This is a genomic window from Pseudooceanicola atlanticus, assembly GCF_000768315.1.
Taxonomy (GTDB): Bacteria; Pseudomonadota; Alphaproteobacteria; order Rhodobacterales; family Rhodobacteraceae; genus Pseudooceanicola; species Pseudooceanicola atlanticus.
Genome location: NZ_AQQX01000004.1, coordinates 263587 through 288363 on the forward strand (window position 1 = coordinate 263587; position 24777 = coordinate 288363).

Below are 24777 nucleotides of genomic sequence, written 5' to 3' on the forward strand. Positions count from 1 at the left end.
ATTTGCGATCTCTCGCAGCAAGACTTCACGGGAGCCTTCTTACATGGCGCGGTATATTTTCATCACGGGCGGCGTTGTGTCGTCCCTTGGTAAGGGTTTGGCATCGGCGGCGCTCGGGGCGCTCCTGCAGGCCCGTGGGTACTCGGTCCGCCTGAGAAAGCTCGATCCCTACCTCAACGTCGATCCCGGCACGATGTCGCCCTTCGAACACGGTGAGGTCTTCGTCACCGATGACGGCGCCGAAACCGACCTCGACCTGGGCCATTACGAACGCTTCACCGGCGTCGCCGCACGCGCCACCGATTCCGTGTCTTCCGGCCGTATCTATTCCAACGTGCTGGAAAAGGAACGCCGCGGTGACTATTTGGGCAAGACGATCCAGGTCATCCCGCACGTTACCAATGAAATCAAGGACTTCATCAATATCGGCGATGATGAGGTCGACTTCATGCTGTGCGAAATCGGCGGCACTGTCGGCGATATCGAGGGCCTGCCCTTCTTCGAAGGGATCCGCCAGTTTTCGCAGGACAAACCCCGCGGTCAGTGCATCTTCATGCACCTTACGCTTCTGCCCTGGCTTGCCGCCAGCGGCGAGCTCAAGACCAAGCCGACGCAGCACTCCGTCAAGGAACTCCGCTCCATCGGCCTGCAGCCGGACATCCTCGTCTGCCGCTCCGAACAGCCGATCCCGGAAAAGGAACGCGAAAAACTCGCGCTGTTCTGCAACGTCCGTCCCGACAGCGTCATTGCTGCCTATGACCTGAAATCCATCTACGAGGCGCCGCTGGCCTATCACCGGGAAGGCCTGGACCAGGCCGTGCTGGATGCCTTCCAGATCGCCCCGGCCCCCAAGCCCGACCTGCGGGTCTGGCAGGACGTCTACGACCGCATCCACAACACCGACGGATCGGTGAACATCGCGGTGGTGGGCAAGTACACGCAGCTGGAAGACGCCTACAAGTCGATCAAGGAAGCCCTGGTCCATGGCGGCATGCACAACCGCATCAAGGTCAACGTGGAATGGGTCGATGCAGAGGTCTTCGACAAGGCCGACGCCGCCCCCTACCTTGAAGGTTATCACGCGATCCTCGTCCCCGGCGGCTTCGGCGAACGCGGGACCGAGGGCAAGATCAAGGCGGCCGAATTCGCCCGCACCCGCAAGATCCCCTATCTGGGCATCTGCCTCGGCATGCAGATGGCGGTGATCGAAGCCGCCCGCCACCTGGCCGGAATGGACAAGGCCGGGTCCGAGGAATTCGATCATGAAGCCGGGGAAAGCCGTTTCGAACCGGTGGTTTACCACCTCAAGGAATGGGTGCAGGGCAACCACGCGATCAAGCGCAAGGTCGACGATGACAAGGGCGGCACGATGCGCCTGGGCGCCTATTCTGCCACGCTGGCCGAAGGGTCGCGCGTGTCGCAGGTCTATGGCTCCACCCAGATCGAGGAACGTCACCGTCACCGCTACGAAGTCGACGTGAAATACCGCGAAAAGCTGGAAGACTGCGGCCTGTGGTTCTCGGGCATGTCCCCGGATGGCCGCCTGCCCGAGATCGTCGAGGTGAAGGATCACCCCTGGTTCATCGGCGTGCAGTTCCACCCTGAACTTAAGTCGAAACCCTTCGACCCGCACCCGCTATTCGCGGATTTCGTGCGGGCCGCAAAGGACGTGTCCCGACTGGTCTGATCCCTTTCGGGGTCAGCCTCAGAAGTTGAAGCTGAACCGCTTGGTCAGGCCGACACGCAGCTTGAACTGGTCCCGGTCGCCCTGAGCCACGATGGGCGATGCGCCGGCATCGCCGGTCAGGCGGGTCCAGGTCAGCGCGCTGTCGATGCCCCATTCGTCGTTGAGCGCGTAGAACGCCCCCAGTTCGATCCCCGCCGACAGCGCCCCGCCGGAGGGCGTGTAGGCAGCCAGACCCGAGGCGCCGGATTCGGCGGCCGTCACGCCGAAATAGGTCCGGGCATAACGGTTGTCGCCCCAGAACACGCGCGGCCCGGCGCGCAGGCGCAGATCGGGCGTCGGGTTGAAGACGGCGTCGATACCCGCCTCGCCAACCCACGATTCGTGCCCGATCACGCCATAGCGCACATCGGCGAAGGCCTGCACATTGGGCGCGGTGTAGCCGATCCCCATGCCCAGTTCGACCGACTGATCCACGACCGAAAGGCCCGCGAGTTCGGGATAATCGGCCGGGTCACGCTTGCCGATATAGCGAAAAGACCCCCGCAGACCGAAGCCATAACGCTTCGCCAGAGGGTCCGCATCGCCGAATTCGAACTTACCAAGCCGCAGATATTGCAGGGAAAAGCTCGCATCCGGGCCAACCTCGTATTCCTTCGAGCCGAAATATCCCGGAGCAACCGACGCGCCCCCACGCAGGGTGAAGACCAGATCGGGGGACCCGATATCAGGCGCCTCCTGCGCCATCGCGGCAGCGGGAATGAGGGTCGAGGCCAAGATCGCAGCACGCAGCATGAGGGGTCCTTTCCGTGAGCCGTTACAAGGATTTTAGAGCGGCCAGCGCATACTACAAGCGATCTGATAGTCGATCCTTCACCGACATCACTCTGACGCGTCGGGCGCAGGCACGCTCTCGCGCAGCGCCGCGTTTTCCGCTTCCAGCGCTTCGATCCGCTCTGCCTGCTCTTCCATCGTGTCCGTCAAGTCAGCCAGCCGTTCGCGCATCTGCGCCAACTCCGTATCGCGAAGGTTCGCCTCGTCCCGGAGGGCACGCAAGTTGTTGGACAGGAGAGACATTTCGCGGCTCAGCGCCCGTGTGGTCATCAGCGCATCCCGCGCGCAGCGCGCCGCGTCGAAACAGGCCTGTGCCGCCGATCGATCAGGCAGCGGGATCGTCAGGGCGAGGCAACAGGCAAGAATGGCTGGACGCATCGGTTTCTCCTTCGCGGTTTGGCCTTGAACCTAGCGCAAAGCCCCGCAGGTCGAGGTCAGACGCGAAAATTGCGTCCATGCGCGGCACTTGCCCCGAGAGAAGGCCACGGACGACTCGAAACCGTTACGTTCGCGTGGTTCACTCTGCCCGGAAACAACCTGCTTGCCCTGGCGCCGCCGCGCGCCGGGCGATTTGCCGTGACGAAAGGTACGCTCATGTCCCCCGAAGATTTCAACGATGCTGAAGACTGGCTGGAATCCGAGCTTCGGGACGAGTTGGACGAGGATTACGAGATCGAGTTGGAAGACGCTGTCCTGTCGATGAAAATCCGCGAGATCTATCGCAAGGCGCATGGCGAAACGATCCCGCGTCAGACCTATTTCAAATCGCTGCTGCGGCTGCAGGCCGAATTGATCAAGCTGCAGGACTGGGTCATCGCCAATAACGAAAAGGTCGTGGTGATCTTCGAGGGGCGCGACAGTGCCGGCAAGGGCGGCGTGATCAAGCGGATCACCCAGCGGCTCAACCCGCGCGTGGTGCGGACTGTGGCCCTGCCCGCCCCGACGGAGCGCGAGAAATCGCAGTGGTATTTCCAGCGTTACGTGCCGCATCTGCCGGCTGGCGGCGAAATCGTCCTGTTCGATCGGTCATGGTACAACCGCGCCGGGGTCGAGCGCGTGATGGGCTTTGCAGACGAAGACCAGGTCGAACAATTTTTCCAGGACGTTCCGGAATTTGAACGGATGCTGGTGCGGTCAGGGATCAGGCTGGTGAAATACTGGTTCTCGATCACGGATGAAGAACAGCAGATGCGCTTCCTCATCCGCATCCATGACCCGCTGAAACAGTGGAAACTCAGCCCGATGGACCTGCAATCGCGCATCCGGTGGGAGGATTACACCCGCGCCAAGGAAGACATGTTCGCCCGCACCAACATCCCCGAGGCACCGTGGTACATCGTGCCGGGCAATGACAAGAAACGGGCGCGGCTGAACTGCATCGACCATCTGCTGTCGCTCTTCCCCTACGAGGAAGTGCCCAGCGATGAAATCGCGCTGCCGGAACGGGTCTATAACAGCGATTACGAGCGGCATGTGCTGCCGCCCGAATTGTACGTTCCGTCGAAATATTAGGCGGCTGTCGCCTTAGCTGGACGACTGGCGGCCGGGGACGAAGAGCGGGGTGAACAACCCCTGGATGAACCCGTGCCGATGGCCGCCGAGGGCCTTGGGCTTGCGGTTCTTGGCCAGCCCGGCATCGGCGATCACCGGCGCCAAGATCTTGGCGTCGAAGACCCAGCGACCGCGGCGGCCAATCTTGGCGTCCTCGCGTTGATGAGCCAGCCAATCGGCAACCTGTGCAGGGTCCCGCATCTGACGGGCTGCGATTGGCAGGTAAAACCCGCAGTTAATCCGCTGGCACAGCACGTCCAGGACAGCGTGGACTTCACGGCTGTTCTCGGGAAATGCGTTGCGGGGCAGCAGATTCCAGCGGCGCGGATGGAATGCGAAAAACAGTGTCAGGGCGGTGCCGAGATCGAGTTCCTTGCGGGCCGCGATCCAGCGGATGACGGACATGTCGGTATTGTCGACGTCCAGCTTGCGAACAAAATTGCACAGCATGTCGGGCTTGAGCTTCTTGAGCATGGAGATCTGCCGCTCAGGGGACATGCTCGTCCAGTCTTTTTGCACAATCGCCAGCATTTGCTAGGCCTTCCCTCTTTCCGGGGCCCCGAATTGGCGGGGGCGGTTTCCTTGGCATTCTTGCCGTTATGACGCAGCGTTACATCCGATTGCGGCAAAACTTTGGCAGCGCAACTAAAAGGCGAACAACTGCAAAGAGAGTGAATCAATTTGACGCATCTGTGTACGCAAGAGCGCCCTCCGCATGCCAAACGACCATTGGCTGCCCCTGCTTCTCCGACTATATGCGCCATATGTTTGCCGACTTCTTAACGCGTCTCGTGCGCCCCGATCCCGAACCGCTTGCCGAAACCGATGCCCGCCTCGCGCTGTCGGCGCTTCTGGTCCGCGTGGCCCGCAGCGATGGCCATTATGACAGTGACGAACGCCAGATGATCCACCAGATCGTGGCCCAACGTTACAAGCTTGATCAGGCTGCCGCGACGACCCTGACGGGTGAAGCCGAACTGCTGGAGAGCGAAGCGCCGGATACTGTGCGCTTCACCCGCGCCATCAAGGACGCCGTGCCCTATGAGGAGCGCCTGGGCGTGATCGAGGCGCTGTGGCAGGTCGTCATGGCCGATGGCCAACGCGACCCCGAAGAGGATGCGCTGCTGCGCCTGTCCGCGTCCCTGCTGGGCGTGACGGACCAGGACAGCAATGCCGCACGCCTGCGGGTCACCCGCACATGATCGCCAGCCTTCCGATGTATGACCGCCCGGAAACCGCGGCGGCAAACGATGCGCTCTGGGCGTTGATTCGCGATGACCTGCGGGGCGCCGGCATCGACGCGCCCGACAGCCTGACCCGTGGCCCCGACCTCTGGGCGGAATGGGAGGCGCCGGACCTTCTGCTGTCGCAGACCTGCGGCCTGCCCTACCGGGCGCGGCTCAAGGGCCAGGTGACGATCATCGGCGCACCGGATTACGGGCTGGAGGACTGCCCGCCGGGCTATTACGCCTCAAAGATCGTGGTGCGGGCCGAGGATGACGACACCGATCCCTCCGCGTGGAAAACCAAGACCCTGGCCTTCAACGAAACCCGGTCGCAATCGGGCTGGGCGGCCGCGCTGAACCATGCAGAGAAGCTTGGCACCGCATTTGCCCACAGCATCGAAACCGGGGCGCATCTGCATTCCGTGCAGGCCATCGCCGAAGGCCGCGCGGATATTGCCGTGGTCGATGCGCAAAGCTGGCGGATCATCTCCCGGTGGGAACCCGCGGCAAATGCGCTGAAGATCATCGGCCAGACCGATCCGACCCCTGCCACGCCCTTCATCACCGCGATCAGCCAGCCCGACGATGTAAAGACCGCGCTGCGCGGCGCGTTGGAGCGTGCCATCGCCGCTCTGCCCGAGGACGCCCGCGCCCTGATCAACCTGCAGGGCATGGCACAGGTCCCGGAAGAGGCCTACATGGCCGTCCCCACCCCCGCGCGGTAACGAAACGCGCGGCGCAGGCGCCCGGTCGGCATGCTTGTTTTTTCAGCATATCGTTGCGTCATACGCCCGGGACCCGTTGCATTTGCTCAAAAACTGCGCCCTACTCCCCGGGTCCAGACGGGAAAGACAACACTTTGCAGCAGCCACCGGTCATAGAGATCCGTGATCTTCACAAGAGCTATGGCACACTTGAAGTCCTCAAGGGTGTGACGATCACCGCGGAACGCGGCAAGGTCGTGTCGCTGATCGGGTCCTCCGGCTCCGGCAAGTCGACCCTGCTGCGCTGCGCCAACCTGCTGGAGGACAGCCAGTCTGGCGAGATCCTCTTTAAGGGAGAGGCCGTGCATTGGCGCGGCACCGGCATGGCGCGGCGTCCGGGCGATGCGCGCCAGGTGCTGCGCATCCGCACGAACCTGTCCATGGTGTTCCAGCAATTCAACCTGTGGGCGCATATGTCGATCCTGCAGAACGTGATGGAAGCCCCCATGACCGTCCTGGGCCGCGACCGGGCCGAGGTGGAACCGAAAGCCCGCGAATACCTGGCCAAGGTCGGCATTGCCGACAAGGCCGACGCCTGGCCAGCCCAGCTGTCCGGTGGCCAGCAGCAGCGCGCCGCGATTGCCCGTGCGCTGTGCATGGAGCCCGAGGCGCTGCTGTTCGACGAACCGACCTCTGCCCTCGATCCGGAGCTGGAACAGGAGGTCGTCAAGGTCATCAAGGACCTCGCCAACGAAGGCCGGACCATGATCCTTGTTACCCACGACATGCGGCTGGCCGCCGATGTCTCGGACGAGGTCGTGTTCCTGCATAAGGGCCTGATCGAGGAACAGGGCCCGCCAGACCAGTTATTCGGCGCTCCGAAATCGGAACGCCTCCGCCAATTCCTCAGTGCGACGCAGAGCGCGTGAGGCGACAGACCGGGACAATCCGGCCAAGTTCAACAACGGGAGCTTAACATGAAGAAACTGATCCTCAGCACTGCGGCGCTGGCGCTGACCGCCGGTCTGGCCACGGCCGAGAGCCACGCCACCACCGTCCGCCTGGGCACCGAGGGCGCCTACCCTCCGTTCAACTTCATCGACGATAACGGCGAGATTGCCGGGTTCGAACGTGAATTGGGCGACGAGCTCTGCGTGCGGGCCGAAGTGACCTGCGAATGGGTCACCAACGACTGGGATTCGATCATTCCGAACCTGGTGTCGGGCAACTACGACGTCATCATCGCCGGCATGTCGATCACCGACGAACGCGACGAGGTGATCGACTTCACCCAGAACTACACGCCGCCGTCGAATTCCGCCTACGTGGCCCTGTCCGAGGACGTGGACCTGGAAAACGGCATCATCGCCGCCCAGACCGCCACGATCCAGGCCGCCCACGTCGCCGAAGGCAGCGCGACCCTGATCGAGTTCGCAACGCCCGACGAAACCATCGCCGCGATGAAAAACGGCGAGGCCGACGCGGTCTTTGCCGACAAGGACTACCTGAAGCCTTTCGTGGAAGAGACCGGTGAGTTCTACTTCGTCGGCGAAGACGTTCCGCTGGGTGGCGGCGTCGGCATGGGCCTGCGCGAAAGCGACACCGAGCTGAAGGAAAAGTTCAACGCCGCCATCACCTCGATGAAAGAGGACGGCACGCTGAACACCATGATCACCAAGTGGTTCGGCGACGACGCCCAGACCTACTGATCCCGGATCAGGGACCCGGGCGGTGCGCCGCCCGGGTTCGACCCCAATGCCCATTTCAGACAGCAACGCGGATTTTCCATACGGGCCCGGCCCCGTCATGCAGGCCTGCACCGGCCCTTGCATCCACGTGCCTGTCTTTCCCCTGGCCATTCACCGTGATCGACGCCCACGCGGCGGTCTGACGCCCGTGATGGTGCCTCACTTCGCCAAGGCCGCACCAATGCCGGCCCAGCCCGCCTGACGAGGACCCATGTTCGCCTACTGCGCCGATCCGCAATCACTCGAAGGGCTGGCCTGGCTGTCGTGCTACCTGACGACCGGCAAGCACCTGCTGTTCTACCAGAGCTTCGCCTTCATCGTCGCCCTTCTATTGGTGACCGCACCGCTGGCGCTTGGCGTCGGCTTCATGGGCGCGCTGGCGACACGGTCCCAGTTCGCGCCGCTGCGCTGGATCGGGACAGTCTACACCTCGATCGTGCGCGGTGTGCCGGACATCGCCTTCTTCCTCTTCATGCCGCTGGCCATCGACCAGGGCCTGGAATGGATGCGCCACAAGATGCGCTGCCCGGACTGGGACGAACCGATCCGGCAGGGCAGCGATTTCGTCGTCTGCGCCTCGGCCAAGCTGCCGCTGTCCTCCTCGCCGCAATGGGTACATGAATATTACGGTGTCGTGCTGGGCATGTCGGCCTTCGCCTTCGTCTTCGGCGCCTTTGCCGCCTACGTGCTGGCCGGTGCCATGAACGCCGTGCCCCGGGCCCAGATGGAAACCGCAGAGGCCTATGGCATGACCCGCCGCCAGGCTACCTGGCGCATCCTCGTGCCGCAGATGTGGGTCTATGCCCTGCCCGGCCTGTCGAACCTGTGGATGATCCTCATCAAGGCGACGCCGCTGCTGTTCATCCTCGGGATCGAGGATGTCGTCTACTGGGCGCGTGAACTCGGCGGGCGCAAGACCAGCGCCTTCGACTTCCCGCATCCCGACTGGCGGCTGTGGTACTTCCTGGCGTTGCTCGTCTTCTACCTTGCGCTGACCAAGGTGTCCGAGATCGGCTTCAGCCGCCTGGCCCGCCGCATGTCGCGCGGCCAAGCCACTGCCGCCGGCGTGAAGGAGGCCCGCGCATGACCTGTCTCGAAACCATCCAGGCCTATGCGCTGCGCTCCATCGGGATCGGCGAACGGCTGCTGCCCCGGTCCGATTTCACCCTGTGCCAGCAATTCACCCTGATCGGGTCGGGCGTGATCTGGAATATCTACTTCGCCCTTTTCGCGCTGATCCTGGGCTTTGCCCTGTCGGTATCGGTCGGGCTGGCCCGCAACGCCAATAGCGCGCTGATCCGCAAACCGGCGGACTGGTTCGTCTTCGTCTTCCGGGGCTCGCCGCTCTTCATCCAGTTCTTCCTCTTCTACGAGGCCTTCACCCTGTTGCCGAAACAGGGGATCGAGCTGAATCTGGGCTTTGTCGAGATCACCGCCGGCACCCGCTGGCTGACCCGCGCCTGGGCCGGGGCGCTGATCGTGCTGTTCCTGAACACCTCCGCCTATGCCGGAGAGATCTTCTATGGCGCCCTGCGCTCCATCCCCAAGGGCGATCTTGAAGCCGCGGATGCCTATGGCTTCTCGGGGTGGAAGAAATTCCGCAAGATCACCTTCCCGACCATGCTGCGCCTTGGCTGGCCAGCCTATACGAACGAGTCGATCTTCCTGTTCCACGCCACGACGCTGGTCTATTTCAGCTCGTTCCCTGCCTGGCAGCAGAAGGGCGACGCCCTTTACTATGCCAGCTATTTCGCGGACAAGACGTTCAATCCGTTCATTCCCTACCCGATCCTGGCCGGCTATTTCATCCTGCTGACGCTGGCGATCATCTGGGTCTATGGGCTGATCTACCGCCACCTCAACCGTCACCTGCCGCAGGCGTCGCGGCCCCGTCTGCGCGCCCGGCCACAATTGGTCCGTTAATTCCATGGCCCTGGGCCCGATTTCCACTTTCCGTGTCGCCGCCGCCGATCTGAATGGCCAGATGCGCGGCAAACGCCTGCCCCGCCCCACCTTCGACAAGCTTGGCGATGGTGTGCGTATGCCGCTCTCCGTGCTCAACGTCGATGTCTGGGGCGCCGATATCGAGGACAGCCCGCTGGTCTTCGAATCCGGCGATGCCGACGGCATCCTGCTGCCCACCGATCGCGGCCCCGTCCCGATGCCCTGGCTGGACAGCCCCTCGGCCCTCGTCCCGATGGAGATGTTCCACGAAACCGGAGAGGCCTTTGCCGGTGACCCCCGCCATGCCCTGGCCAATGTGCTGAAACGCTACGAGGCCTATGGCTGGACCGTGCAGGCCGGGATCGAGATGGAATTCTACCTGGTCGACGACAGCGGCGACACGCTGGCCCCGCCACTGAACCCGCTGACCGGGCGCCCCTTGCAGGGCAACGCGATCCTGTCGCTGCGCCAGCTGGATGCCTTCGACGGCTTCCTGTCGGCCGTCTACGACGCGTCCGAGCAGATGGAGCTGCCGGCCCAGTCCACGATTTCCGAGGCCGGCCTGGGCCAGTTCGAGATCGACCTGGACCATGCAGACGCAATGCGCGCCGCCGACAATGCCTGGCTTTTCAAGGCACTGATCCGTGGCATGGCGCGGAAACACGGGATGGCCGGCACCTTCATGTCGAAACCGCTGCCCGACGAATCCGGCACCGGCATGCATGTCCATTTCTCGGTGCTGGACGCCGCGGGCAACAACATCTTCGACAATGGCGGGCCCGAAGGCACGGCGCTGATGAAACATGCGGTTGCCGGCTGCCTTGAGGCGATGCCGGCCTCCACCCTGATCTTCGCACCGCACGGGCCGTCCTACGACCGGTTCGTGCCCGGCGCCCATGCTCCCGTCGGCGCCTGTTGGGCCTACGAGAACCGCACCGCCGCGCTGCGCATTCCCGGCGGGTCGTCCAAGGCGCGGCGCATCGAACATCGCGTCGCGGGCGGGGACATCAACCCCTACCTGGCCCTCGCCGCGATCCTCGGCGCCGCGATCACCGGGATCGAGGATGCCCGAAGGCCCCCCGCGCCCATTTCCGGCAATGCCTACGACATGGACCTTCCGCGCCTGCGCCCCGACTGGGCCTCGGCCATCGACACGTTCGAAACCGACCCGACGATTGCCCGTATCTTCCCCGAATTGCTGATCCGCAACCTCACCCTGACCAAGCGTCAGGAGATGCGCAGACTGGCCGAAATCGCGCCGGAAGATCACTGGAAAACCTACCTGGAGGCCGTCTGACGCCCGCCTCGACGGCTCCCCCGACGGCCCCCCTTGCCGCCCCCCGAGCGCTCCTCTACCTTCGCGCCATCAACCAAATCAGGTGATCCATGCTCATCGGCATTCTTCAATGCGGCCATTTCCCCGAAGATCTTCAAGGGGAAAGCGGCGATTACGACGCGATGTTCGAACGGCTGCTGGCCGGCGAAAACTTCGATTACGCGACCTACAACGTGGTGGACGGCGACTTCCCCGAGGGACCGGAGGCCTGTGACGGCTGGCTGATCACCGGCTCCCGCCACGGCGCCTACGAGGATCACGACTGGATCCCCCCGCTCGAGGACCTGATCCGCGCCATTCGCGACGCCGGCCGCCCGCTGGTCGGGGTCTGCTTTGGCCATCAGATCATCGCCCAGGCCCTGGGCGGCAAGGTCGTCAAGTTCGACGGTGGCTGGTCCGTCGGCGCCCAGACCTACCAGTTCGAGGACGGTCCCCTGACGCTGAACGCCTGGCACCAGGACCAGGTCGTCGCCCTACCCGACGGTGCGCAGGTCCTTGCCTCGTCCGAGTTCTGCGCCAACGCAGCCGTGGCCTATGGCGACCGCATCTACACGGTACAGGCGCATCCCGAATTTACCGCGACCGAGGTCGACGGGCTGATCCGCAAACGCGGCCCCGGTGTCGTGCCCGACGCCCTGCTGGCCAATGCCGCAGACAACCTGAACGCCCCGCTCGGCAGCAGCACGATTGCCAAGCGGTTCGCCGCCACCTTCCGGGGAGAGAAATGATGGACGACAACTGGATCGCCTCCCTGCCCGAAGCGGCGCAGGCCTATCTCGAAGGGCGCCGCCTGGACGAGGTCGAATGCGTCATCGCCGACCTGCCCGGCATCGCCCGGGGCAAGGCCGTGCCCGCCTCGAAATTCGCGCGGCAAAGCAAGTTTCACCTGCCCAATTCGATCTTCTTCCAGACGATCACCGGCGATTGGGGCGACGCGGCGGGCGAGGAAGGGTTCATCGAACCCGACATGATCCTCAAACCCGACATGTCGACCGCAACGGCGGCACCCTGGACCGGCGACTGGACGCTGCAGGTCATCCACGACGCCTATGACCGCAAGGATAACCCGATCCCCTTCGCGCCTCGTAACGTTTTGAAACGGGTGGTGGATCTCTATCACAAGCAGGGCTGGAGACCGGTCGTCGCGCCCGAAATGGAATTCTACCTCGTCGCCCGCAACCTCGACCCGGCCAAGCCGATCGAACCGATGATGGGCCGCTCCGGCCGACCTGCCGCCGCGCGCCAGGCCTATTCCATGACCGCTGTCGACGAATTCGGCCCCGTGATCGACGACATCTACGACTTCGCCGAGGCGCAGGGCTTCGAGATCGACGGCATCACCCAGGAAGGCGGCGCCGGTCAGCTGGAAATCAACCTGCGTCACGGCAACCCGATCAAGCTGGCGGACGAAGTTTTCTACTTCAAGCGCCTGATCCGCGAGGCCGCCCTGCGGCACGATTGCTTCGCCACCTTCATGGCGAAACCGATCGGTGACGAACCCGGGTCGGCCATGCATATCCACCATTCGATCCTCGACCTGGAGACCGGCAAGAATATCTTCACCGGGCCGCAGGGCGGCGAAACGGATGCCTTCTACAACTTCATCGGCGGCCTGCAGCACCACCTGCCCCAGGTGATCCCGCTGCTTGCCCCTTACGTGAATTCCTATCGCCGCTACGTGAAGGATCACGCCGCGCCCATCAACCTTGAATGGGGCCGCGACAACCGCACCACGGGCATCCGCGTGCCAATCTCGGACCCGGCCTCGCGCCGGATCGAAAACCGGGTCGCGGGCATGGATTGCAACCCCTATCTCGGCATCGCCGCATCGCTCGCCGCCGGCTATCTTGGCCTGATGCGCGAGGAACGCGCCGAAAAGCAGTTCCGTGGTGACGCCTACGAGGGTGACGGCGACTTCCCCCGCACCCTGGGCGAGGCACTTGGCGAAATGGACGAAGCAGAGGGCATCGCCGAGGTTCTGGGCAAGGAATTCTGCCGCGTCTATTCCATCGTGAAGCGCACGGAATACGAGGAATTTCTGCAGGTTATCTCTCCTTGGGAGCGTGAGCACCTGCTGCTGAACGTCTGATGCGTCCGGCCCGTCGGCACCGCCTGGATCGCGCGTCAGCGCGGGACCGGTCGCGGCGCGTCCGCGCGTCTTCTTGAACCGCCAACAGACAAGGCAGAGCCCATGAACCTGCTGCACGCCAACGACAAACCCGGTGCCTATCCCGAAAGCTATTACGCCGCGACCGCGACGCAATTGCCGCCCTTTCCCGTCCTGAAGGGCGCGCAAAAGGCCGACCTTTGCGTCATCGGCGGCGGATATACCGGGTTGTCCGCCGCGCTGCACGCCGCTCAGGCCGGCCTCTCCGTCATTCTGCTCGAGGCGCAGCGCGTCGGCTTCGGCGCCTCGGGGCGCAATGGCGGGCAACTCGGCTCGGGTCAGCGGCAGGACCAGATGGAGCTGGAAAAGATTCTGGGCCCGGACAATGCCCGGCACTTCTGGACCCTCGGCGAAGACGCCAAGACCCTGGTCAAGACCCTGATCGCCAAGCACAATATCGACGCAGAGCTGAAACCCGGCGTCGCCTGGACCGGTTTCAGCGACAGCGAGGTGCACCACCTGCACGATTACGCAGCCCTGCTGCAATCGCGCTACGATTACGACCAGATCGAGGTCTTGGACCGGAACGCCTGCCAGGCCACGATCCCCTCCCCCGCGTACAAGGGAGGCATCCTCGATATAGGCGCGGCGCATCTGCATCCTCTGAAATTCGCCCTCGGCCTCGCCGCCGCGGCGCGGGACGCGGGCGTCACGATCCACGAGCGGTCCGAAGTGCACCACATTGCTCACGGTACACCGGCAACCATTCGCACCGGCGCAGGTCACGTGGAGGCCGACCACGTCATCCTGGCCTGCAACGGCTATCTCGGCACGCTGGAGCGCAAGGTCGCCAACCGCGTCATGCCGATCAACAATTTCATCGCCGTGACAGAGCCGCTCGGGGATGCGGCTGACAAGGTCCTGGCGCGCGACATTGCCGTGGCAGACAGCAAGTTCGTGGTGAATTACTACCGCCTGTCTGCTGACAAGAGGTTAATTTTTGGCGGCGGCGAAAGCTACGGCTACCGCTTCCCACGCGATATCGCGGAGAAAGTGCGCAAGCCGATGGCCGAGATTTACCCGCATCTGCGCGACGTCCGCATCGACTACGCCTGGGGCGGGACGCTGGGTATCACCATGAAACGGCTGCCTTTTTTCACTCGCCTCGCGCCCAATATCCTGTCCGCTTCGGGCTATTCCGGCCACGGTGTCGGCACCGCGACCCATGCCGGGCAATTGCTGGCCGCCGCGATTGCCGGTCAGGCCTCGGGGTTCGACGCGATGGCCAGCCTGCCGACCCCACGCTTCCCCGGCGGACCGGGTTTCCGAACGCCTTTGCTGATCGCGGCGATGTCCTGGTTCGCCCTGCGTGACCGCCTGGGTCTCTGAACCCACCTGTGTCCACCTGTCCGGAAATTTCAGTTGGCTCCTTCGGGGGGATCGTTTAGGTTTCCAGAAAAGACACTTCAGGAAAGCCGAAAAGATGAGTCTCCCTCCGAACGTCTACGATGCAGAGCCCATCCCCGAAGCCGCCCGCGAAGAGATCGAGCGCCTTCTCAGCTCCGGCGACCTGTTCCGCTACACCGCGCCCGAGAACGCGCCGGTGACACTGCTTGAAACCGAATTCGCCGAGATGATGGGCACGAAATACGCGCTCGCCGTGTCGTCCTGCTCCGCTGCCCTGTTCCTGTCGCTGAAGGCTCTGGGCCTGCCGCGCGGCGCGCGAGTGATGATCCCGGCTTTCACTTTTGCGGCAGTTCCGTCTTCGATCGTCCATGCGGACTGCGAGCCGGTCCTGTGTGAATGCGGTGACAATTATCGCATCGACCTCAACGACTTCCACGCCAAACTTGAGGGCGTTCAGGCGGTCATCATCAGCCATATGCGCGGTCACACCTCTGACATGAATGCGATCATGGAGGCCTGTGACGCCCGCGGCATCCCCGTCATCGAAGATGCGGCGCATTCGCTGGGCACCGAATGGAACGGGCGCAAGATCGGCACCATCGGCAAGATCGGTTGCTTCTCCTTCCAGTCCTACAAATTGCTGAATTCCGGCGAAGGTGGCATCCTGATCACCGACGATGCCGATGCAGTGGCCCGCGCGATCATCATGTCCGGCGCCTACGAGCATATGTGGAAGAAGCACAAGGCGCGGCATGGCGAGAACTCCAACGATCTTGTCGAGGCGCTGGAGCGGTGGCAGAACCAATTGCCGCTCTACAACCTGCGTCTGTCCAACATGTCCGCGACGATCGTTCGCTCGCAACTGCCCGAAGTTCCGCGCCGCGTGCGCGACGGGCGGCGCAACCACGATCACGTGGCCGCGATGATCGCGGCCTCCCCCTGGATCGACGTGCCTGAAAAGCTTGAGGACGAGGTGCGCGCTCCGGATTCCCTGCAATTCAACCTTGTCGGCCTGAGCGATGACGAAACCCGTGCCTTCCAGGACGCCGCGGCTGCCCGAGGGGTCAAGGTACAGGTTTTCGGCATGTCCACGGACAACGCCCGCGCCTTCTGGAACTGGCAATTCATCCAGGATCTGCCCGAGCTTCCCAAGACCCGCGCCATGCTGATGCGCGCCTGTGACACCCGCCTGCCTGCCCGCCTGACGCTGGAACAATGCGAAACTGTCGCCGAAGCCCTGATCGCCGCGGCAGAAGACGTGATGGGTGAGATGGTGGCCTACGGTACCTGACCGGGCGTCCCCAGAGTCGGTAACTTACAGAGGCGGCCAATTCGGCCGCCTTTTCAATGCCTTCTACTTCCGCTTCACTGTCGTGGGGCACCCGAGTATGCATTTTCTTCGCCAAGATTGACAATGTCCTGACTAGCTTCGCGTGAAACATCACGTAGCCTCGGGTCGCACATTAACGCGATGAACTGATTTTAAATCAAATTTATCAGTTAGTTAACCAGGTTCATCCACTTGGGATTTCAGTAGGTTGGGCGATGTTGGTCATGTGTGACCCCATCAGGCTTAACTGTCCGTTTAGGGACGTAAAAAAAGCGGCCCCAAGGCCGCTTTTCCGTTTACCATTTGTCAGGTGATCAGTCCACGAAGGCTTTTTCGACCACGTATTGCTTCGGATCGGAATTGGCGCCTTCCTCAAGCCCGAACTCCTCGAGGATTTCCTTGATCTCGATATTGAAGGCCAGGTTGCCGCAGACCATGCCGCGATCCGCTTCGGGGTTGATCGGCTCGATCCCGAGGTCCTTGAAAACCGTCCCGTCGCGCAAAAGGTCCGTGATGCGGCCCATCTTGGGGCTCTCCTCGCGGGTCGTGGTCGGATAATAGCGCAACTTGGCCAGGTTCTCCGCGCCGATCAGCTCGTTCAGCATCTCATCATTGCGGATTGTTTCAATCAATTCAGCGCCATAGGTCAGCTCACCAACTTCCCGGCAGGTATGGGTAATGATGACCTCGTCGTAGTCCTCATAGGTCTGCGGATCCCGCAGCAACGACGCAAAGGGGGCAAAACCGGTGCCGGTTGCGAAGAACCACAGCCGTTTGCCGGGCAGCAGCGCGTCGTGGACCAGCGTGCCCACGGGCTTCGGCCGCAGGATGATCTGGTCGCCCACCTCGATATGCTGCAGTTTGGAGGTCAGTGGACCGTCCTGAACCTTGATCGAGTAGAACTCCAGTTCTTCATCCCAGGACGGCGAGGCGATCGAATAGGCGCGAAGCAAGGGTTTTTGCTTGCCCGTTTTCGGATCGGGGTCGCCCATGAGGCCGATCATCACGAATTCACCCGACCGGAAGCGGAGCGAAGCAGGACGCGTCACCCGGAACGAGAAAAGCCTGTCAGTCCAGTGCTTTACAAAAGTCACGGTCTGCGCGTCGGGCAGCGTGGGAACCTTGGGTGCGGGTTGTTGATCGGTCAAGAGAGCCTCGGTCATGTGTTTTCGGGGCGTTATCGCCCCCCTCTAGCGTCTTATGCGAATTTTGGAAAGTGTTTCAGCCCGCGCGCAGCCGCGACTGATAGTCATGGGCGCGCCAATCGGCACGGAATTTCCACTCTCCCTCGGGTTGGCGCGCGGCCAGATCGTCGGAGATCTCGACCTCGTCGAAGCCGGACCGCCGCGCCATGGCGTATTGGTCCGAAATCACGTGGCCAAAGGCGCGCAGCTTTCCGGTATAGCCCCGGCGCCGCAGGACGCGGGCGATGGTGAACCCCCGCCCGTCCGAAAAGCTGGGGAATTCAACGCGGATAAGCTTGAGGCCCTCGCTCAACGCAACCTCTTCGGGTTGCGTATCCGAGGGCAGATCCAGCACCTCCGCCTCGTTCAGACCGTCCGCCCAATCGGCGGCGGCAAAGCCATCATCGGTGACGATCACGCTCATGATCCGCCTCCTCTCACCATTTTTCCGTTCACGAAGTGGATGCCACATTCGTTCTTGTCTTCACCGCGCCAGCGTCCGGCGCGCGGGTCCTCGCCCGGGGCCACCGGAGAGGTGCAGGGTTCGCACCCGATGGAAGGATAGCCCTTGGCCACCAGCGGATGCCGCGGCAGCCGGTTTTCCTCCATGTAGGCGCGGATATCTTCGGGTTCCCAATGCGCCAGCGGGTTCACCTTGATCCGGTGCGGGCCATCCGCCTCGAAGAATTCCAGCGCGGAGCGGGTGGAGCCCTGAAAGCGTTTCCGCCCGGTGATCCAGCCGTCGAACTGGGTCAAAGCCTGCTGCAAGGGCCGCGTCTTGCGCAGCGCACAGCAGCTGTCGGTATCGAATTGATGCAGCGTGCTGTCCGGGTCTTCCTTGGCCAGTTCCAGCGGATTCGCGCGGATCACGCGCAGATCCTGCAGATGCAGGCGCTCCGCTAGTTCCGCTTGATAATCAAGGGTTTCCTGGAACAGCATCTGCGTGTCGATAAACAGGACAGGTGTCTTGGGATCGACCATCGAAACAAGGTGCAGAAGCACGACCGATTCCGCTCCGAAGGACGACACCAGCGCGATGCGACCGGCCTCGGGGTCGCGCAAGGCGCCCTCCAGGACCGAGGTCGCGCCGTGATGTCGATAGCGATCATTCAGCGCTCTCACCCGTTCTGCCTGCTCCGGCAGATCGGGCGAGTTGAAATCCATTGCAGCTTCAGGCGGCACGGGTCTTCGCTTTCTCGTCCTCGTAGAGGGCGGCTTTGAACGGGTCGGCGCCCACGCGGCGATAGGCCATCAGGAAGGTCTCGTCCGGGCCTTCGCGCAGCTCCAGATAGGCGCGCACGATGCGTTCGATCGCGTCGGTGATTTCGTCATAGGCAAAGCCGGGGCCGGTGCGCTGACCGATCTCGGCGGTTTCGGTGCCGTCGCCGCCGAGGGTGATCTGGTAGTTTTCCACCCCGGCCCGGTCGAGGCCCAGAATGCCGATATGCCCCACATGGTGATGCCCGCAGGCATTGATGCAGCCCGAGATCTTCAACTTCAGCGGCCCGACATCATGTTCCATCTTCAGGTCTTCGAACCGCTGCGCGATCTCCTGCGCGACGGGAATGGACCGCGCGGTGGCAAGCGAGCAGTAATCCATGCCCGGGCAAGCGATGATGTCCGAGATCAGACCGACATTGGCGGTGGCCAGCTTGGCCTCTTTCAGTGCGGCATAGATCGCCGGTAGGTCCGATTTGTGGACATGCGGCAGGATCACGTTCTGCTCATGGCTGATGCGCAGTTCGTCGTGGCCGTATTTCTCGGCCAGGTCCGCCATCAGGCGCATCTGGTCAGCCGTGGCGTCGCCCGGCGTATCCCCATGTTTTTTCAGGCTGATCGTGACGATCGCATAGCCATCGACGCGGTGCGCCGTGAGGTTGGTATCGGCCCAGGCGCGGAAGATCGGGTCGGCCTCGCGGGCGGCCTCGAACGTGTCGGTCGGGCCGTTGCGGAAGGCCGGCGGGGCGAACTGGCGCTCGATCTCGGCCAGCATCTCCTGGTCGACGCCGGAGAAGAGCGGCTTGAGCTCGGCAAAACGCGCCTCGACCTTGTCGCGGATCGTGTCGATGCCGTTCTCGTGCACGGTGATCTTGATGCGTGCTTTGTACTTGTTATCGCGCCGGCCCAGCGTGTTGTAGACGCTGACGATGGCTTCCATGTAGGGAAGCAGATCCTCTTTCGGCAGGAAGTCACGGATGACCTTGCCGATCATCGGTGTCCGTCCCAGGCCACCGCCGACCAGCACTTCGTAGCCGGCCTCGCCGTCGCGTTCGATCATCCGCACGCCGATATCATGGGCGCGGGTCACGGCGCGGTCGTTCGGGCTGCCGGTGACGGCGAACTTGAACTTGCGCGGCAGGAACTGGAATTCTGGGTGGTCGGTGGACCATTGGCGCAGCAATTCGGCCACGGGGCGCGGATCGGCGATCTCGTCACGGGCGGCACCTGCGAAATGGTCCGCGGTGACGTTCCGGATCGTGTTGCCCGAGGTCTGGATGGCGTGCAGGTTCACCTCTCCGAGCGCGTCGAGGATATCGGGCACATCCGGCAGTTTCGGCCAGTTATACTGGATGTTCTGACGCGTGGTGAAATGGCCGTAACCCTTGTCCCACTTCTCGGCGATCACGGCCAGCTGGCGCATCTGCGCGCTGCTGAGCGTGCCGTAGGGGATCGCGACCCGCAGCATGTAGGCGTGCAGCTGCAGGTACAGCCCGTTCATCAGGCGCAGCGGGCGGAATTCCTCTTCGGTGAGCGACCCGTCGATGCGGCGCTCCACCTGCTTGCGGAACTGGGCGTTGCGCTCGGCCAGGAAGGCGTGGTCGAATTCGTTATACTGATACATCTTATGCCTCCGCCTGTTTGCCGTGGTGGTAGTTGGAGGGGCCGGTACGCCGGAAATCCTCGCGGAAATGGGTGGGCTCGGGGCCGCCGTCACCGGCGACCATGTCGGCCAGGTACGGGCCCACGACCTCTGCGGCGCGGCGTTCGGCTTCCAGCAGGCGCAGATCGGCCACCGCTTCGTCGGTGATCAGTTCCGCCTGCTTGAGATCACGGGTCCATTGGTCGTCAGCGGTCAGGTAGACGACATCACCTTCGAGAAGGGCGTTGGCGGTAACCACTTTGGGGGTAAAGGCGCGCGGCATCAGACCTGCTCCTGTCTGGTTTGGCTTTGAATGGGGGCGGCGACGCCCGGGATGACGCTGGTTTCGACCGGCTCGAGGCCAAGGCGCGCAATCAGCTGATCCGGGATCGGCCGGGTGGAAAGGTAAAGAACGTGCTGACCGCCCTGCGCATGCTGGGCCAGAAGGCGCGGCAGCGGAGGCACATGGGCGGTGTCATGGATGGTGACGAAATCGGCCTCGCGGCGGGCAAGCTCCAGCACAGCATCGGCGATGTCCGCGTCATGCACGACAACGTCGGCGGTGTCGAGCGCGCGGCGCGTCTTCATCACCAGCAGATCGGGGTCGTCGGACCCGGTCCAGGCCAGCGTGACCCGCGGCGTCTGCTCGCGACCGGCCTGATGGGCCTGCAACAGCGTTGTCAGGGCATGATCCAGGTCGTGCCCTTCGGCATGGGCCTCGGGCCCGGCATGGTCGAACCATTCGGCCCAGAACTCGCGGCGGGCGGCGCCGTGGGGCAGAACCTCTGCCCGGTCGCGGAAATGCGCCGCGGCTTCGGCCAGGTCACCGGTTGCGACCGGCAGCTGTGCCTCGAGCGCGGCCTTGACCTTGCGGGCCAGCACGGGCGCGGTGCCTTCGGTCCCGATGGCCACGGTCAGCGGCGCACGGTCGACCATGGCGGGCGTGATGAACTGTGACGCGGCCAGGTTGTCGACGACATTAACCAGCACGCCAGCGTCACGGCCCAGCGACGCGGTGCGCGCATCCTTGGCGTCGTCCTCGTCCGCCGCGTAGACCAGCTGTGCCCCGACCAGATCGAGCGCGCGCAGCGCCCGTGCCTTCAGGATCAGCTGACCGCGACGGGCCCATGTGCGGATTTCCGGTGCCGCATCTTCGGCGTAGACTTCGATCCGGGCGGGCGTCTTCATCAGCAGGCGCAGCTTGGCCAGCGCGGCCGCGCCTCCGCCGGACAGAAGCACGCGTGTGCCCTGCATCGACAGGAAGATCGGGAAATGCTGCATGGACGCCCCCTTTCCGGGTCGGTTGACTTGAGACCAACTTAGGAAATAATCCCCCCAACCCGCTAGGTATCCGGGGAAATAAGGAACTCTGTTCCAGCAAGCGCGACCAGCCGGGTCGGAATCCCGGTAAAGCAAGGAAAACAGGAATGGCGACCCGACTGGACGAGCTCGACCGGAAAATCCTTTTGCAACTGCAGCAGGACACCACACCCTCGATCGAGGAAATCGCCAAGAAAGTAGGGTCCTCCAAGACCCCTGTGTGGAACCGGATCCGCAAGATGCGCGATGCCGGGATCATCACGCGGGAGGTGGCGATTCTCGATGCGGAGACGCTGGGGTTCGAGGCCTGCTTCTTCGTGCTGATCCGCACGTCGGAGCACGACGCCTCCTGGCAGGCGGCCTTCCTCAAGGCCCTGCGCGAACGCCCCGAAGTGCAGGAGGCACACCGACTGGCCGGCGACATCGACTACATACTCAAGGTCCGCGTCCAGAATGCCCGCGCTTACGATGCGTTCTACCAGGCGCTGATATCGGAGGTGAAGGTCCACAACGTGACCGCGCTGCTGTCGATGGAAGAGATCAAATCGACCAACGCCCTGCCCCTCTGACCGGGCGCTCGGGGCTTAATCCAAAGAAAAAGGGCCGGTCGATGCGACCGGCCCTTTGCGTTTTTATGTCAGAGGCTTAGCCTTCCAGACCAAGCGCCTGCCGCACCTGCTCCAGCAGGGTGGAGAGCTGGTCGGGATTGTTCCGCGCGCCCTCGATCCCGGCCTTCAGCGCGCCTTTCTGGATCACCCCGATATCGGAGGCATCGATCAGTTCGATCACCTGGTCGAAGTCGAACCCGTCCACCGTCAGCAGGTCGGTGATGCTGGCCACGGACATGCCGGTTTCCTCGGCCAGAGCCTCGACCTCGGCGCTGGTTTCGGTCGTGGCGGCGTCGGCCGCATCCGCGGTTTCGGCCGCGGCGGTTTCGGCGGTTTCTTCCGCGGCTTCGGCGGTATCGGCTGCGGCGTCAGCAGCCTCTTCGGTCGCGGCGGTGGTTTCCGTGGCCACCTCTTCCGCGGCCTCCGCAGTCGTTTCCGCGGCCTCGTCGGCAACCTCCGCCGTCGCTTCGGCAGTGGCCTCTACGGCCTCTTCCGTCGCTTCGGCGGCGGCGGTCGCGGTGTCCTCGGTCACGTCAGCGGCGGCTTCGGCGGTGTCCTCGGCTGCGGCGACGGTGTCTTCGACGGCTTCTTCGGTCGCTTCGGCGGCGGTTTCAGCAGCCTCACCCGCGGTGTCCATCACGGTCTCGGCCGTGTTTTCAACGGCTTCGGCCGCGTCAGAGGCCTGGTCCGCCGCATCGCCGGCCAGCGCCATCGCATCATCGGTGGCCTCGGCGGCAGCATCAGCTGCGTCGCCTGCGACCTCTTCGGCGTTCTCGGTCGCCTCGCTCACGGCTGCGCCGACGGTTTCTGCCGCTTCTTCAGCGGTTTCCGCGGCATCGGCAGCCAGTTCCTGCGCCTCTTCGACCGCTTCTTCGGCCACTTCGGCCGCAGCTACCGCAGTGTCCTCGACCGCGTCACCGACCGAGTCGGCGGCGTCTTCCAGCGCGGCAGGGGCATCGATGTCCTCTGCGCTTTCGGCAACGTCGGTGGCCATCTCCTCGACCACTTCCGGCTCACGGATGTACCAGGCGATCCCGCCCACGATCACGAGGCCAATCAGAACGGCAATGATTTTCTGCATTTGAGAATTCCCTTCCTTTGGTCACCTGCGCCCATTCTAACGCAAGTTGGCCGACGCCGCCCACAAAATGCTGCGAGGCAGAGATTCGGCTTTGGCAGGACGTTTCCCCGATTTGCCGCTTGAAAGAAACCCCTGCCAAGTCTACTTTGTGCCTTCAAAACCACGGCCACAAAAGGACCAAGAAAATAGCTCGCAGACCACACAACGCGCCGCCGACCCGTGATACCGGCCCCCGCGTAAACGAACGCATTCGCGCAGATGAAATCCGCCTGATTGGCGCCGACGGAGAGAACGTTGGTGTCGTGACTCCGGCCCGCGCCATGGAAATGGCCGCTCAAGCAGAGCTGGATCTTGTCGAGATTTCCCCGAATGCCAATCCGCCTGTCTGCAAGATCATGGATTTCGGCAAGTTCAAGTACGAACAGCAGAAGCGGGAATCCGAGGCGCGCAAGAAACAGAAGATCATCGAGGTGAAGGAGGTGAAGTTCCGCCCCAACACCGACACGCATGACTACGAAGTGAAGATGCGCAACGTCTTCAAATTCCTTGAAAAAGGCGACAAGGTGAAGGTCACCCTGCGGTTCCGCGGCCGCGAGATGGCGCACCAGAACCTGGGCCGCGAATTGCTGGAACGGGTCGCCGAGGACATCAAGGAAGTCGGCAAGGTCGAGAACATGCCGAAGATGGAAGGCCGCCAGATGATCATGATGATCGGCCCGGTCACCAAGTAATCCCAATTTGACGTCATGATGAAACGGCCCTCTTTTGGGGGCCGTTTTTGTTTGCATTCAAGGGTTTGGGGCGGCTGGCTCGGGCAATGCTGCGCGGTTGGTCACGGCTTGTTAAGCCGCCTGCTCCGGTCACGAGGCTGGGGCCGGGTCGGGATTTCCTTGAGCAGGCCACCCACCCCCATCCCGGCGATATCGTCGCCGGAGACGGGCAGACCGCAGGCAATCCGCGACAGGATCCAATCGGCCCCGTTCAGAGACGGCGAACGCGCGCAGCCTGGCAAGCCGATCACCGGACGGTCGGATAAATCCCCCAGGAACAACAGGTTGCCCGGATCGACGGGCATTCCAAACCGCGTCACCTGGCCGCCCGCATCGCGTACGGCACCGGGTGCGACATCATCGGGATCGGACGTGGCAGAGCCTGTCAGGATCAGCACCAGGTCCTCCGGTGCGTCCTTCTGGAGCTCCGCCGTCAGCGCCGCGCGATCATGGGCCACGGTGCGGGTTTCGGTCAGGTCCATCCCCAAAGCCTCGACCCGGTCCCGGATGGCCTTCACGCCTTTTTCCCCTGCTCCACCAGGGATTTGCGTGACGATCAGACGGGCCGTGCACAGCCGCGTCCGCTCCAGCCGGAGGGACGGCGCATCGGCCAAGAGGCTCTCTGCCGCTTCTACCGCGCTGCCCGGAACCGCGTAGGAGATGATCTTGACCGTTGCCACCATCCCGCCCGCGCTCATCTGCCGGTAATTCGGCACCGTGGCGAGCGTCAGCATCGGGTCGATGCGGTTCAGCGCCTGCAAGCGCGCCGCGTCCAATCGCACCACGCCAGGCCCCGTGGCCAGCAGGTTCACGCGCCCCGTAAAGGCCTCTGTTATCTGCAGGTTAGCGGCATCCGGGTCCGGCACGAGAGCAGCCGCAACCCGTGCTGCAGCGGTATTTTCATCGATATCACCAGGCGCCAGACGGGCGACGATGACCTCTGTCATGCCGGCCTCTGCCATGGCCGAAATGTCATCGGCAGACAGGACCTGCCCCTTGCGCAGACGGCCCGAGGACAGGGCCACGGAATGGGCGAGGATGGCGCCTTCGGCCTCCTCAAGGTCGACCTTTCCGAACTTCATG

26 protein-coding genes are annotated in these 24777 nt (G+C 63.4%); 15 read left to right on the top strand and 11 right to left on the bottom strand.

Annotated features, from left to right (window positions below; genetic code table 11):
• Nucleotides 1-43: 43 nt before the first annotated feature.
• Nucleotides 44-1687 (top strand): CTP synthase, encoded by a 1644-nt coding sequence (locus tag ATO9_RS12290; protein WP_043749251.1) that lies wholly within the window; start codon nucleotides 44-46, stop codon nucleotides 1685-1687.
• An 18-nt stretch (nucleotides 1688-1705) separates the two neighbouring features.
• Here ATO9_RS12290 and ATO9_RS12295 read toward each other — a convergent pair whose 3' ends face one another.
• Both ATO9_RS12295 and ATO9_RS12300 read right to left on the bottom strand, forming a co-directional pair.
• Entirely contained in the window at nucleotides 1706-2479 is a 774-nt protein-coding gene (locus tag ATO9_RS12295; protein WP_043749253.1) for a MipA/OmpV family protein, read from the bottom strand.
• Between the two features lie 87 nt (nucleotides 2480-2566).
• Complete coding sequence (locus ATO9_RS12300) at nucleotides 2567-2896, bottom strand: hypothetical protein (protein ID WP_043749255.1); 330 nt, start codon at nucleotides 2894-2896, stop codon at nucleotides 2567-2569.
• Nucleotides 2897-3112: 216 nt separating this feature from the next.
• Here ATO9_RS12300 and ppk2 point away from each other — a divergent pair, with 216 nt between their 5' ends.
• Nucleotides 3113-4030 (top strand): polyphosphate kinase 2, encoded by a 918-nt coding sequence (gene ppk2 / locus ATO9_RS12305; RefSeq protein ID WP_043749257.1) that lies wholly within the window; start codon nucleotides 3113-3115, stop codon nucleotides 4028-4030.
• Nucleotides 4031-4042: 12 nt separating this feature from the next.
• Here ppk2 and ATO9_RS23490 read toward each other — a convergent pair whose 3' ends face one another.
• Nucleotides 4043-4600, bottom strand: a complete 558-nt coding sequence (locus tag ATO9_RS23490) for a hypothetical protein (RefSeq protein WP_052418280.1) — start codon at nucleotides 4598-4600, stop codon at nucleotides 4043-4045.
• A gap of 233 nt (nucleotides 4601-4833) precedes the next feature.
• Between ATO9_RS23490 and ATO9_RS12315 the strand changes: the two genes are divergently transcribed.
• The 11 genes from ATO9_RS12315 to ATO9_RS12365 all read left to right on the top strand — a co-directional run bounded on the left by ATO9_RS12315 (nucleotide 4834) and on the right by ATO9_RS12365 (nucleotide 15832).
• Nucleotides 4834-5271, top strand: coding sequence for a tellurite resistance TerB family protein (locus ATO9_RS12315; RefSeq protein WP_043749779.1), 438 nt, complete (start codon nucleotides 4834-4836; stop codon nucleotides 5269-5271).
• On the top strand, nucleotides 5268-6020 hold the full coding sequence (locus ATO9_RS12320) for a phosphate/phosphite/phosphonate ABC transporter substrate-binding protein (protein ID WP_043749260.1): 753 nt from the start codon (nucleotides 5268-5270) through the stop codon (nucleotides 6018-6020). Before ATO9_RS12315 ends, ATO9_RS12320 begins: the two co-directional genes overlap by 4 nt.
• Nucleotides 6021-6154: 134 nt before the next feature.
• Nucleotides 6155-6928 carry an ABC transporter ATP-binding protein gene (locus ATO9_RS12325; RefSeq protein ID WP_043749263.1) on the top strand — a complete coding sequence of 258 codons (774 nt, stop codon included), beginning with the start codon at nucleotides 6155-6157 and terminating at the stop codon, nucleotides 6926-6928.
• Nucleotides 6929-6976: 48 nt separating this feature from the next.
• Nucleotides 6977-7708 carry a transporter substrate-binding domain-containing protein gene (locus tag ATO9_RS12330; protein ID WP_043749265.1) on the top strand — a complete coding sequence of 244 codons (732 nt, stop codon included), beginning with the start codon at nucleotides 6977-6979 and terminating at the stop codon, nucleotides 7706-7708.
• A 250-nt stretch (nucleotides 7709-7958) separates the two neighbouring features.
• Nucleotides 7959-8834: an ABC transporter permease gene (locus ATO9_RS12335; protein ID WP_043749267.1), complete on the top strand. Its 876-nt coding sequence runs from the start codon at nucleotides 7959-7961 to the stop codon at nucleotides 8832-8834.
• The gene (locus tag ATO9_RS12340; protein ID WP_043749270.1) at nucleotides 8831-9670 is read left to right on the top strand and encodes an ABC transporter permease; all 840 of its coding nucleotides are present in this window, start codon (nucleotides 8831-8833) and stop codon (nucleotides 9668-9670) included. The genes ATO9_RS12335 and ATO9_RS12340 overlap by 4 nt, the downstream gene beginning before the upstream one ends.
• A 4-nt stretch (nucleotides 9671-9674) precedes the next feature.
• Nucleotides 9675-10988: a glutamine synthetase family protein gene (locus ATO9_RS12345; RefSeq protein ID WP_043749272.1), complete on the top strand. Its 1314-nt coding sequence runs from the start codon at nucleotides 9675-9677 to the stop codon at nucleotides 10986-10988.
• Nucleotides 10989-11077: 89 nt separating this feature from the next.
• Entirely contained in the window at nucleotides 11078-11755 is a 678-nt protein-coding gene (locus ATO9_RS12350) for a type 1 glutamine amidotransferase (RefSeq protein WP_043749275.1), read from the top strand.
• A complete protein-coding gene (locus ATO9_RS12355; protein WP_043749782.1) occupies nucleotides 11755-13116 on the top strand; it encodes a glutamine synthetase family protein in 1362 nt (453 codons plus the stop codon). Before ATO9_RS12350 ends, ATO9_RS12355 begins: the two co-directional genes overlap by 1 nt.
• A gap of 102 nt (nucleotides 13117-13218) precedes the next feature.
• Nucleotides 13219-14523, top strand: coding sequence for an NAD(P)/FAD-dependent oxidoreductase (locus tag ATO9_RS12360; protein ID WP_043749277.1), 1305 nt, complete (start codon nucleotides 13219-13221; stop codon nucleotides 14521-14523).
• Nucleotides 14524-14617: 94 nt separating this feature from the next.
• Nucleotides 14618-15832: a DegT/DnrJ/EryC1/StrS family aminotransferase gene (locus tag ATO9_RS12365; protein ID WP_043749280.1), complete on the top strand. Its 1215-nt coding sequence runs from the start codon at nucleotides 14618-14620 to the stop codon at nucleotides 15830-15832.
• A 353-nt stretch (nucleotides 15833-16185) separates the two neighbouring features.
• Here ATO9_RS12365 and ATO9_RS12370 read toward each other — a convergent pair whose 3' ends face one another.
• The 6 genes from ATO9_RS12370 to ATO9_RS12395 are packed head-to-tail and all read right to left on the bottom strand — an operon-like array spanning nucleotide 16186 to nucleotide 21196.
• On the bottom strand, nucleotides 16186-17034 hold the full coding sequence (locus ATO9_RS12370) for a ferredoxin--NADP reductase (RefSeq protein WP_043749282.1): 849 nt from the start codon (nucleotides 17032-17034) through the stop codon (nucleotides 16186-16188).
• A 58-nt stretch (nucleotides 17035-17092) separates the two neighbouring features.
• Nucleotides 17093-17479, bottom strand: coding sequence for a DUF934 domain-containing protein (locus ATO9_RS12375; protein ID WP_043749285.1), 387 nt, complete (start codon nucleotides 17477-17479; stop codon nucleotides 17093-17095).
• The gene (locus tag ATO9_RS12380) at nucleotides 17476-18219 is read right to left on the bottom strand and encodes a phosphoadenylyl-sulfate reductase (RefSeq protein WP_052418281.1); all 744 of its coding nucleotides are present in this window, start codon (nucleotides 18217-18219) and stop codon (nucleotides 17476-17478) included. Before ATO9_RS12380 ends, ATO9_RS12375 begins: the two co-directional genes overlap by 4 nt.
• A 7-nt stretch (nucleotides 18220-18226) precedes the next feature.
• Entirely contained in the window at nucleotides 18227-19897 is a 1671-nt protein-coding gene (locus tag ATO9_RS12385) for a nitrite/sulfite reductase (protein ID WP_043749287.1), read from the bottom strand.
• A gap of 1 nt (nucleotide 19898) precedes the next feature.
• The gene (locus ATO9_RS12390) at nucleotides 19899-20198 is read right to left on the bottom strand and encodes a DUF2849 domain-containing protein (protein ID WP_043749291.1); all 300 of its coding nucleotides are present in this window, start codon (nucleotides 20196-20198) and stop codon (nucleotides 19899-19901) included.
• A complete protein-coding gene (locus ATO9_RS12395; protein WP_043749293.1) occupies nucleotides 20198-21196 on the bottom strand; it encodes an NAD(P)-dependent oxidoreductase in 999 nt (332 codons plus the stop codon). The genes ATO9_RS12390 and ATO9_RS12395 overlap by 1 nt, the downstream gene beginning before the upstream one ends.
• A gap of 146 nt (nucleotides 21197-21342) precedes the next feature.
• Here ATO9_RS12395 and ATO9_RS12400 point away from each other — a divergent pair, with 146 nt between their 5' ends.
• The gene (locus ATO9_RS12400) at nucleotides 21343-21804 is read left to right on the top strand and encodes an Lrp/AsnC family transcriptional regulator (protein WP_043749295.1); all 462 of its coding nucleotides are present in this window, start codon (nucleotides 21343-21345) and stop codon (nucleotides 21802-21804) included.
• Nucleotides 21805-21880: 76 nt separating this feature from the next.
• On the opposite strand, the gene ATO9_RS23495 is transcribed toward ATO9_RS12400, so the two are convergent.
• Nucleotides 21881-22924: a hypothetical protein gene (locus ATO9_RS23495; RefSeq protein WP_052418282.1), complete on the bottom strand. Its 1044-nt coding sequence runs from the start codon at nucleotides 22922-22924 to the stop codon at nucleotides 21881-21883.
• Nucleotides 22925-23070: 146 nt separating this feature from the next.
• Between ATO9_RS23495 and infC the strand changes: the two genes are divergently transcribed.
• Nucleotides 23071-23655, top strand: a complete 585-nt coding sequence (gene infC / locus ATO9_RS12415) for a translation initiation factor IF-3 (protein ID WP_337588277.1) — start codon at nucleotides 23071-23073, stop codon at nucleotides 23653-23655.
• Nucleotides 23656-23756: 101 nt separating this feature from the next.
• On the opposite strand, the gene ATO9_RS12420 is transcribed toward infC, so the two are convergent.
• A complete protein-coding gene (locus ATO9_RS12420) occupies nucleotides 23757-24776 on the bottom strand; it encodes a molybdopterin-binding protein (RefSeq protein ID WP_043749298.1) in 1020 nt (339 codons plus the stop codon).
• Nucleotide 24777 lies beyond the last annotated feature (1 nt).

Excerpts from the sequence above, each read along its gene's own strand:
- ATO9_RS12290 (WP_043749251.1), top strand. The coding sequence starts at position 44 with ATGGCGCGGTATATTTTCATCACGGGCGGCGTTGTGTCGTCCCTTGGT.
- ATO9_RS12295 (WP_043749253.1), bottom strand. The coding sequence starts at position 2,479 with ATGCTGCGTGCTGCGATCTTGGCCTCGACCCTCATTCCCGCTGCCGCG.
- ATO9_RS12300 (WP_043749255.1), bottom strand. The coding sequence starts at position 2,896 with ATGCGTCCAGCCATTCTTGCCTGTTGCCTCGCCCTGACGATCCCGCTG.
- ppk2 (WP_043749257.1), top strand. The coding sequence starts at position 3,113 with ATGTCCCCCGAAGATTTCAACGATGCTGAAGACTGGCTGGAATCCGAG.
- ATO9_RS23490 (WP_052418280.1), bottom strand. The coding sequence starts at position 4,600 with ATGCTGGCGATTGTGCAAAAAGACTGGACGAGCATGTCCCCTGAGCGG.
- ATO9_RS12315 (WP_043749779.1), top strand. The coding sequence starts at position 4,834 with ATGTTTGCCGACTTCTTAACGCGTCTCGTGCGCCCCGATCCCGAACCG.
- ATO9_RS12320 (WP_043749260.1), top strand. The coding sequence starts at position 5,268 with ATGATCGCCAGCCTTCCGATGTATGACCGCCCGGAAACCGCGGCGGCA.
- ATO9_RS12330 (WP_043749265.1), top strand. The coding sequence starts at position 6,977 with ATGAAGAAACTGATCCTCAGCACTGCGGCGCTGGCGCTGACCGCCGGT.
- ATO9_RS12335 (WP_043749267.1), top strand. The coding sequence starts at position 7,959 with ATGTTCGCCTACTGCGCCGATCCGCAATCACTCGAAGGGCTGGCCTGG.
- ATO9_RS12340 (WP_043749270.1), top strand. The coding sequence starts at position 8,831 with ATGACCTGTCTCGAAACCATCCAGGCCTATGCGCTGCGCTCCATCGGG.
- ATO9_RS12345 (WP_043749272.1), top strand. The coding sequence starts at position 9,675 with ATGGCCCTGGGCCCGATTTCCACTTTCCGTGTCGCCGCCGCCGATCTG.
- ATO9_RS12350 (WP_043749275.1), top strand. The coding sequence starts at position 11,078 with ATGCTCATCGGCATTCTTCAATGCGGCCATTTCCCCGAAGATCTTCAA.
- ATO9_RS12355 (WP_043749782.1), top strand. The coding sequence starts at position 11,755 with ATGGACGACAACTGGATCGCCTCCCTGCCCGAAGCGGCGCAGGCCTAT.
- ATO9_RS12360 (WP_043749277.1), top strand. The coding sequence starts at position 13,219 with ATGAACCTGCTGCACGCCAACGACAAACCCGGTGCCTATCCCGAAAGC.
- ATO9_RS12365 (WP_043749280.1), top strand. The coding sequence starts at position 14,618 with ATGAGTCTCCCTCCGAACGTCTACGATGCAGAGCCCATCCCCGAAGCC.
- ATO9_RS12370 (WP_043749282.1), bottom strand. The coding sequence starts at position 17,034 with ATGACCGAGGCTCTCTTGACCGATCAACAACCCGCACCCAAGGTTCCC.
- ATO9_RS12375 (WP_043749285.1), bottom strand. The coding sequence starts at position 17,479 with ATGAGCGTGATCGTCACCGATGATGGCTTTGCCGCCGCCGATTGGGCG.
- ATO9_RS12380 (WP_052418281.1), bottom strand. The coding sequence starts at position 18,219 with ATGGATTTCAACTCGCCCGATCTGCCGGAGCAGGCAGAACGGGTGAGA.
- ATO9_RS12385 (WP_043749287.1), bottom strand. The coding sequence starts at position 19,897 with ATGTATCAGTATAACGAATTCGACCACGCCTTCCTGGCCGAGCGCAAC.
- ATO9_RS12390 (WP_043749291.1), bottom strand. The coding sequence starts at position 20,198 with ATGCCGCGCGCCTTTACCCCCAAAGTGGTTACCGCCAACGCCCTTCTC.
- ATO9_RS12395 (WP_043749293.1), bottom strand. The coding sequence starts at position 21,196 with ATGCAGCATTTCCCGATCTTCCTGTCGATGCAGGGCACACGCGTGCTT.
- ATO9_RS12400 (WP_043749295.1), top strand. The coding sequence starts at position 21,343 with ATGGCGACCCGACTGGACGAGCTCGACCGGAAAATCCTTTTGCAACTG.
- ATO9_RS23495 (WP_052418282.1), bottom strand. The coding sequence starts at position 22,924 with ATGCAGAAAATCATTGCCGTTCTGATTGGCCTCGTGATCGTGGGCGGG.
- ATO9_RS12420 (WP_043749298.1), bottom strand. The coding sequence starts at position 24,776 with ATGAAGTTCGGAAAGGTCGACCTTGAGGAGGCCGAAGGCGCCATCCTC.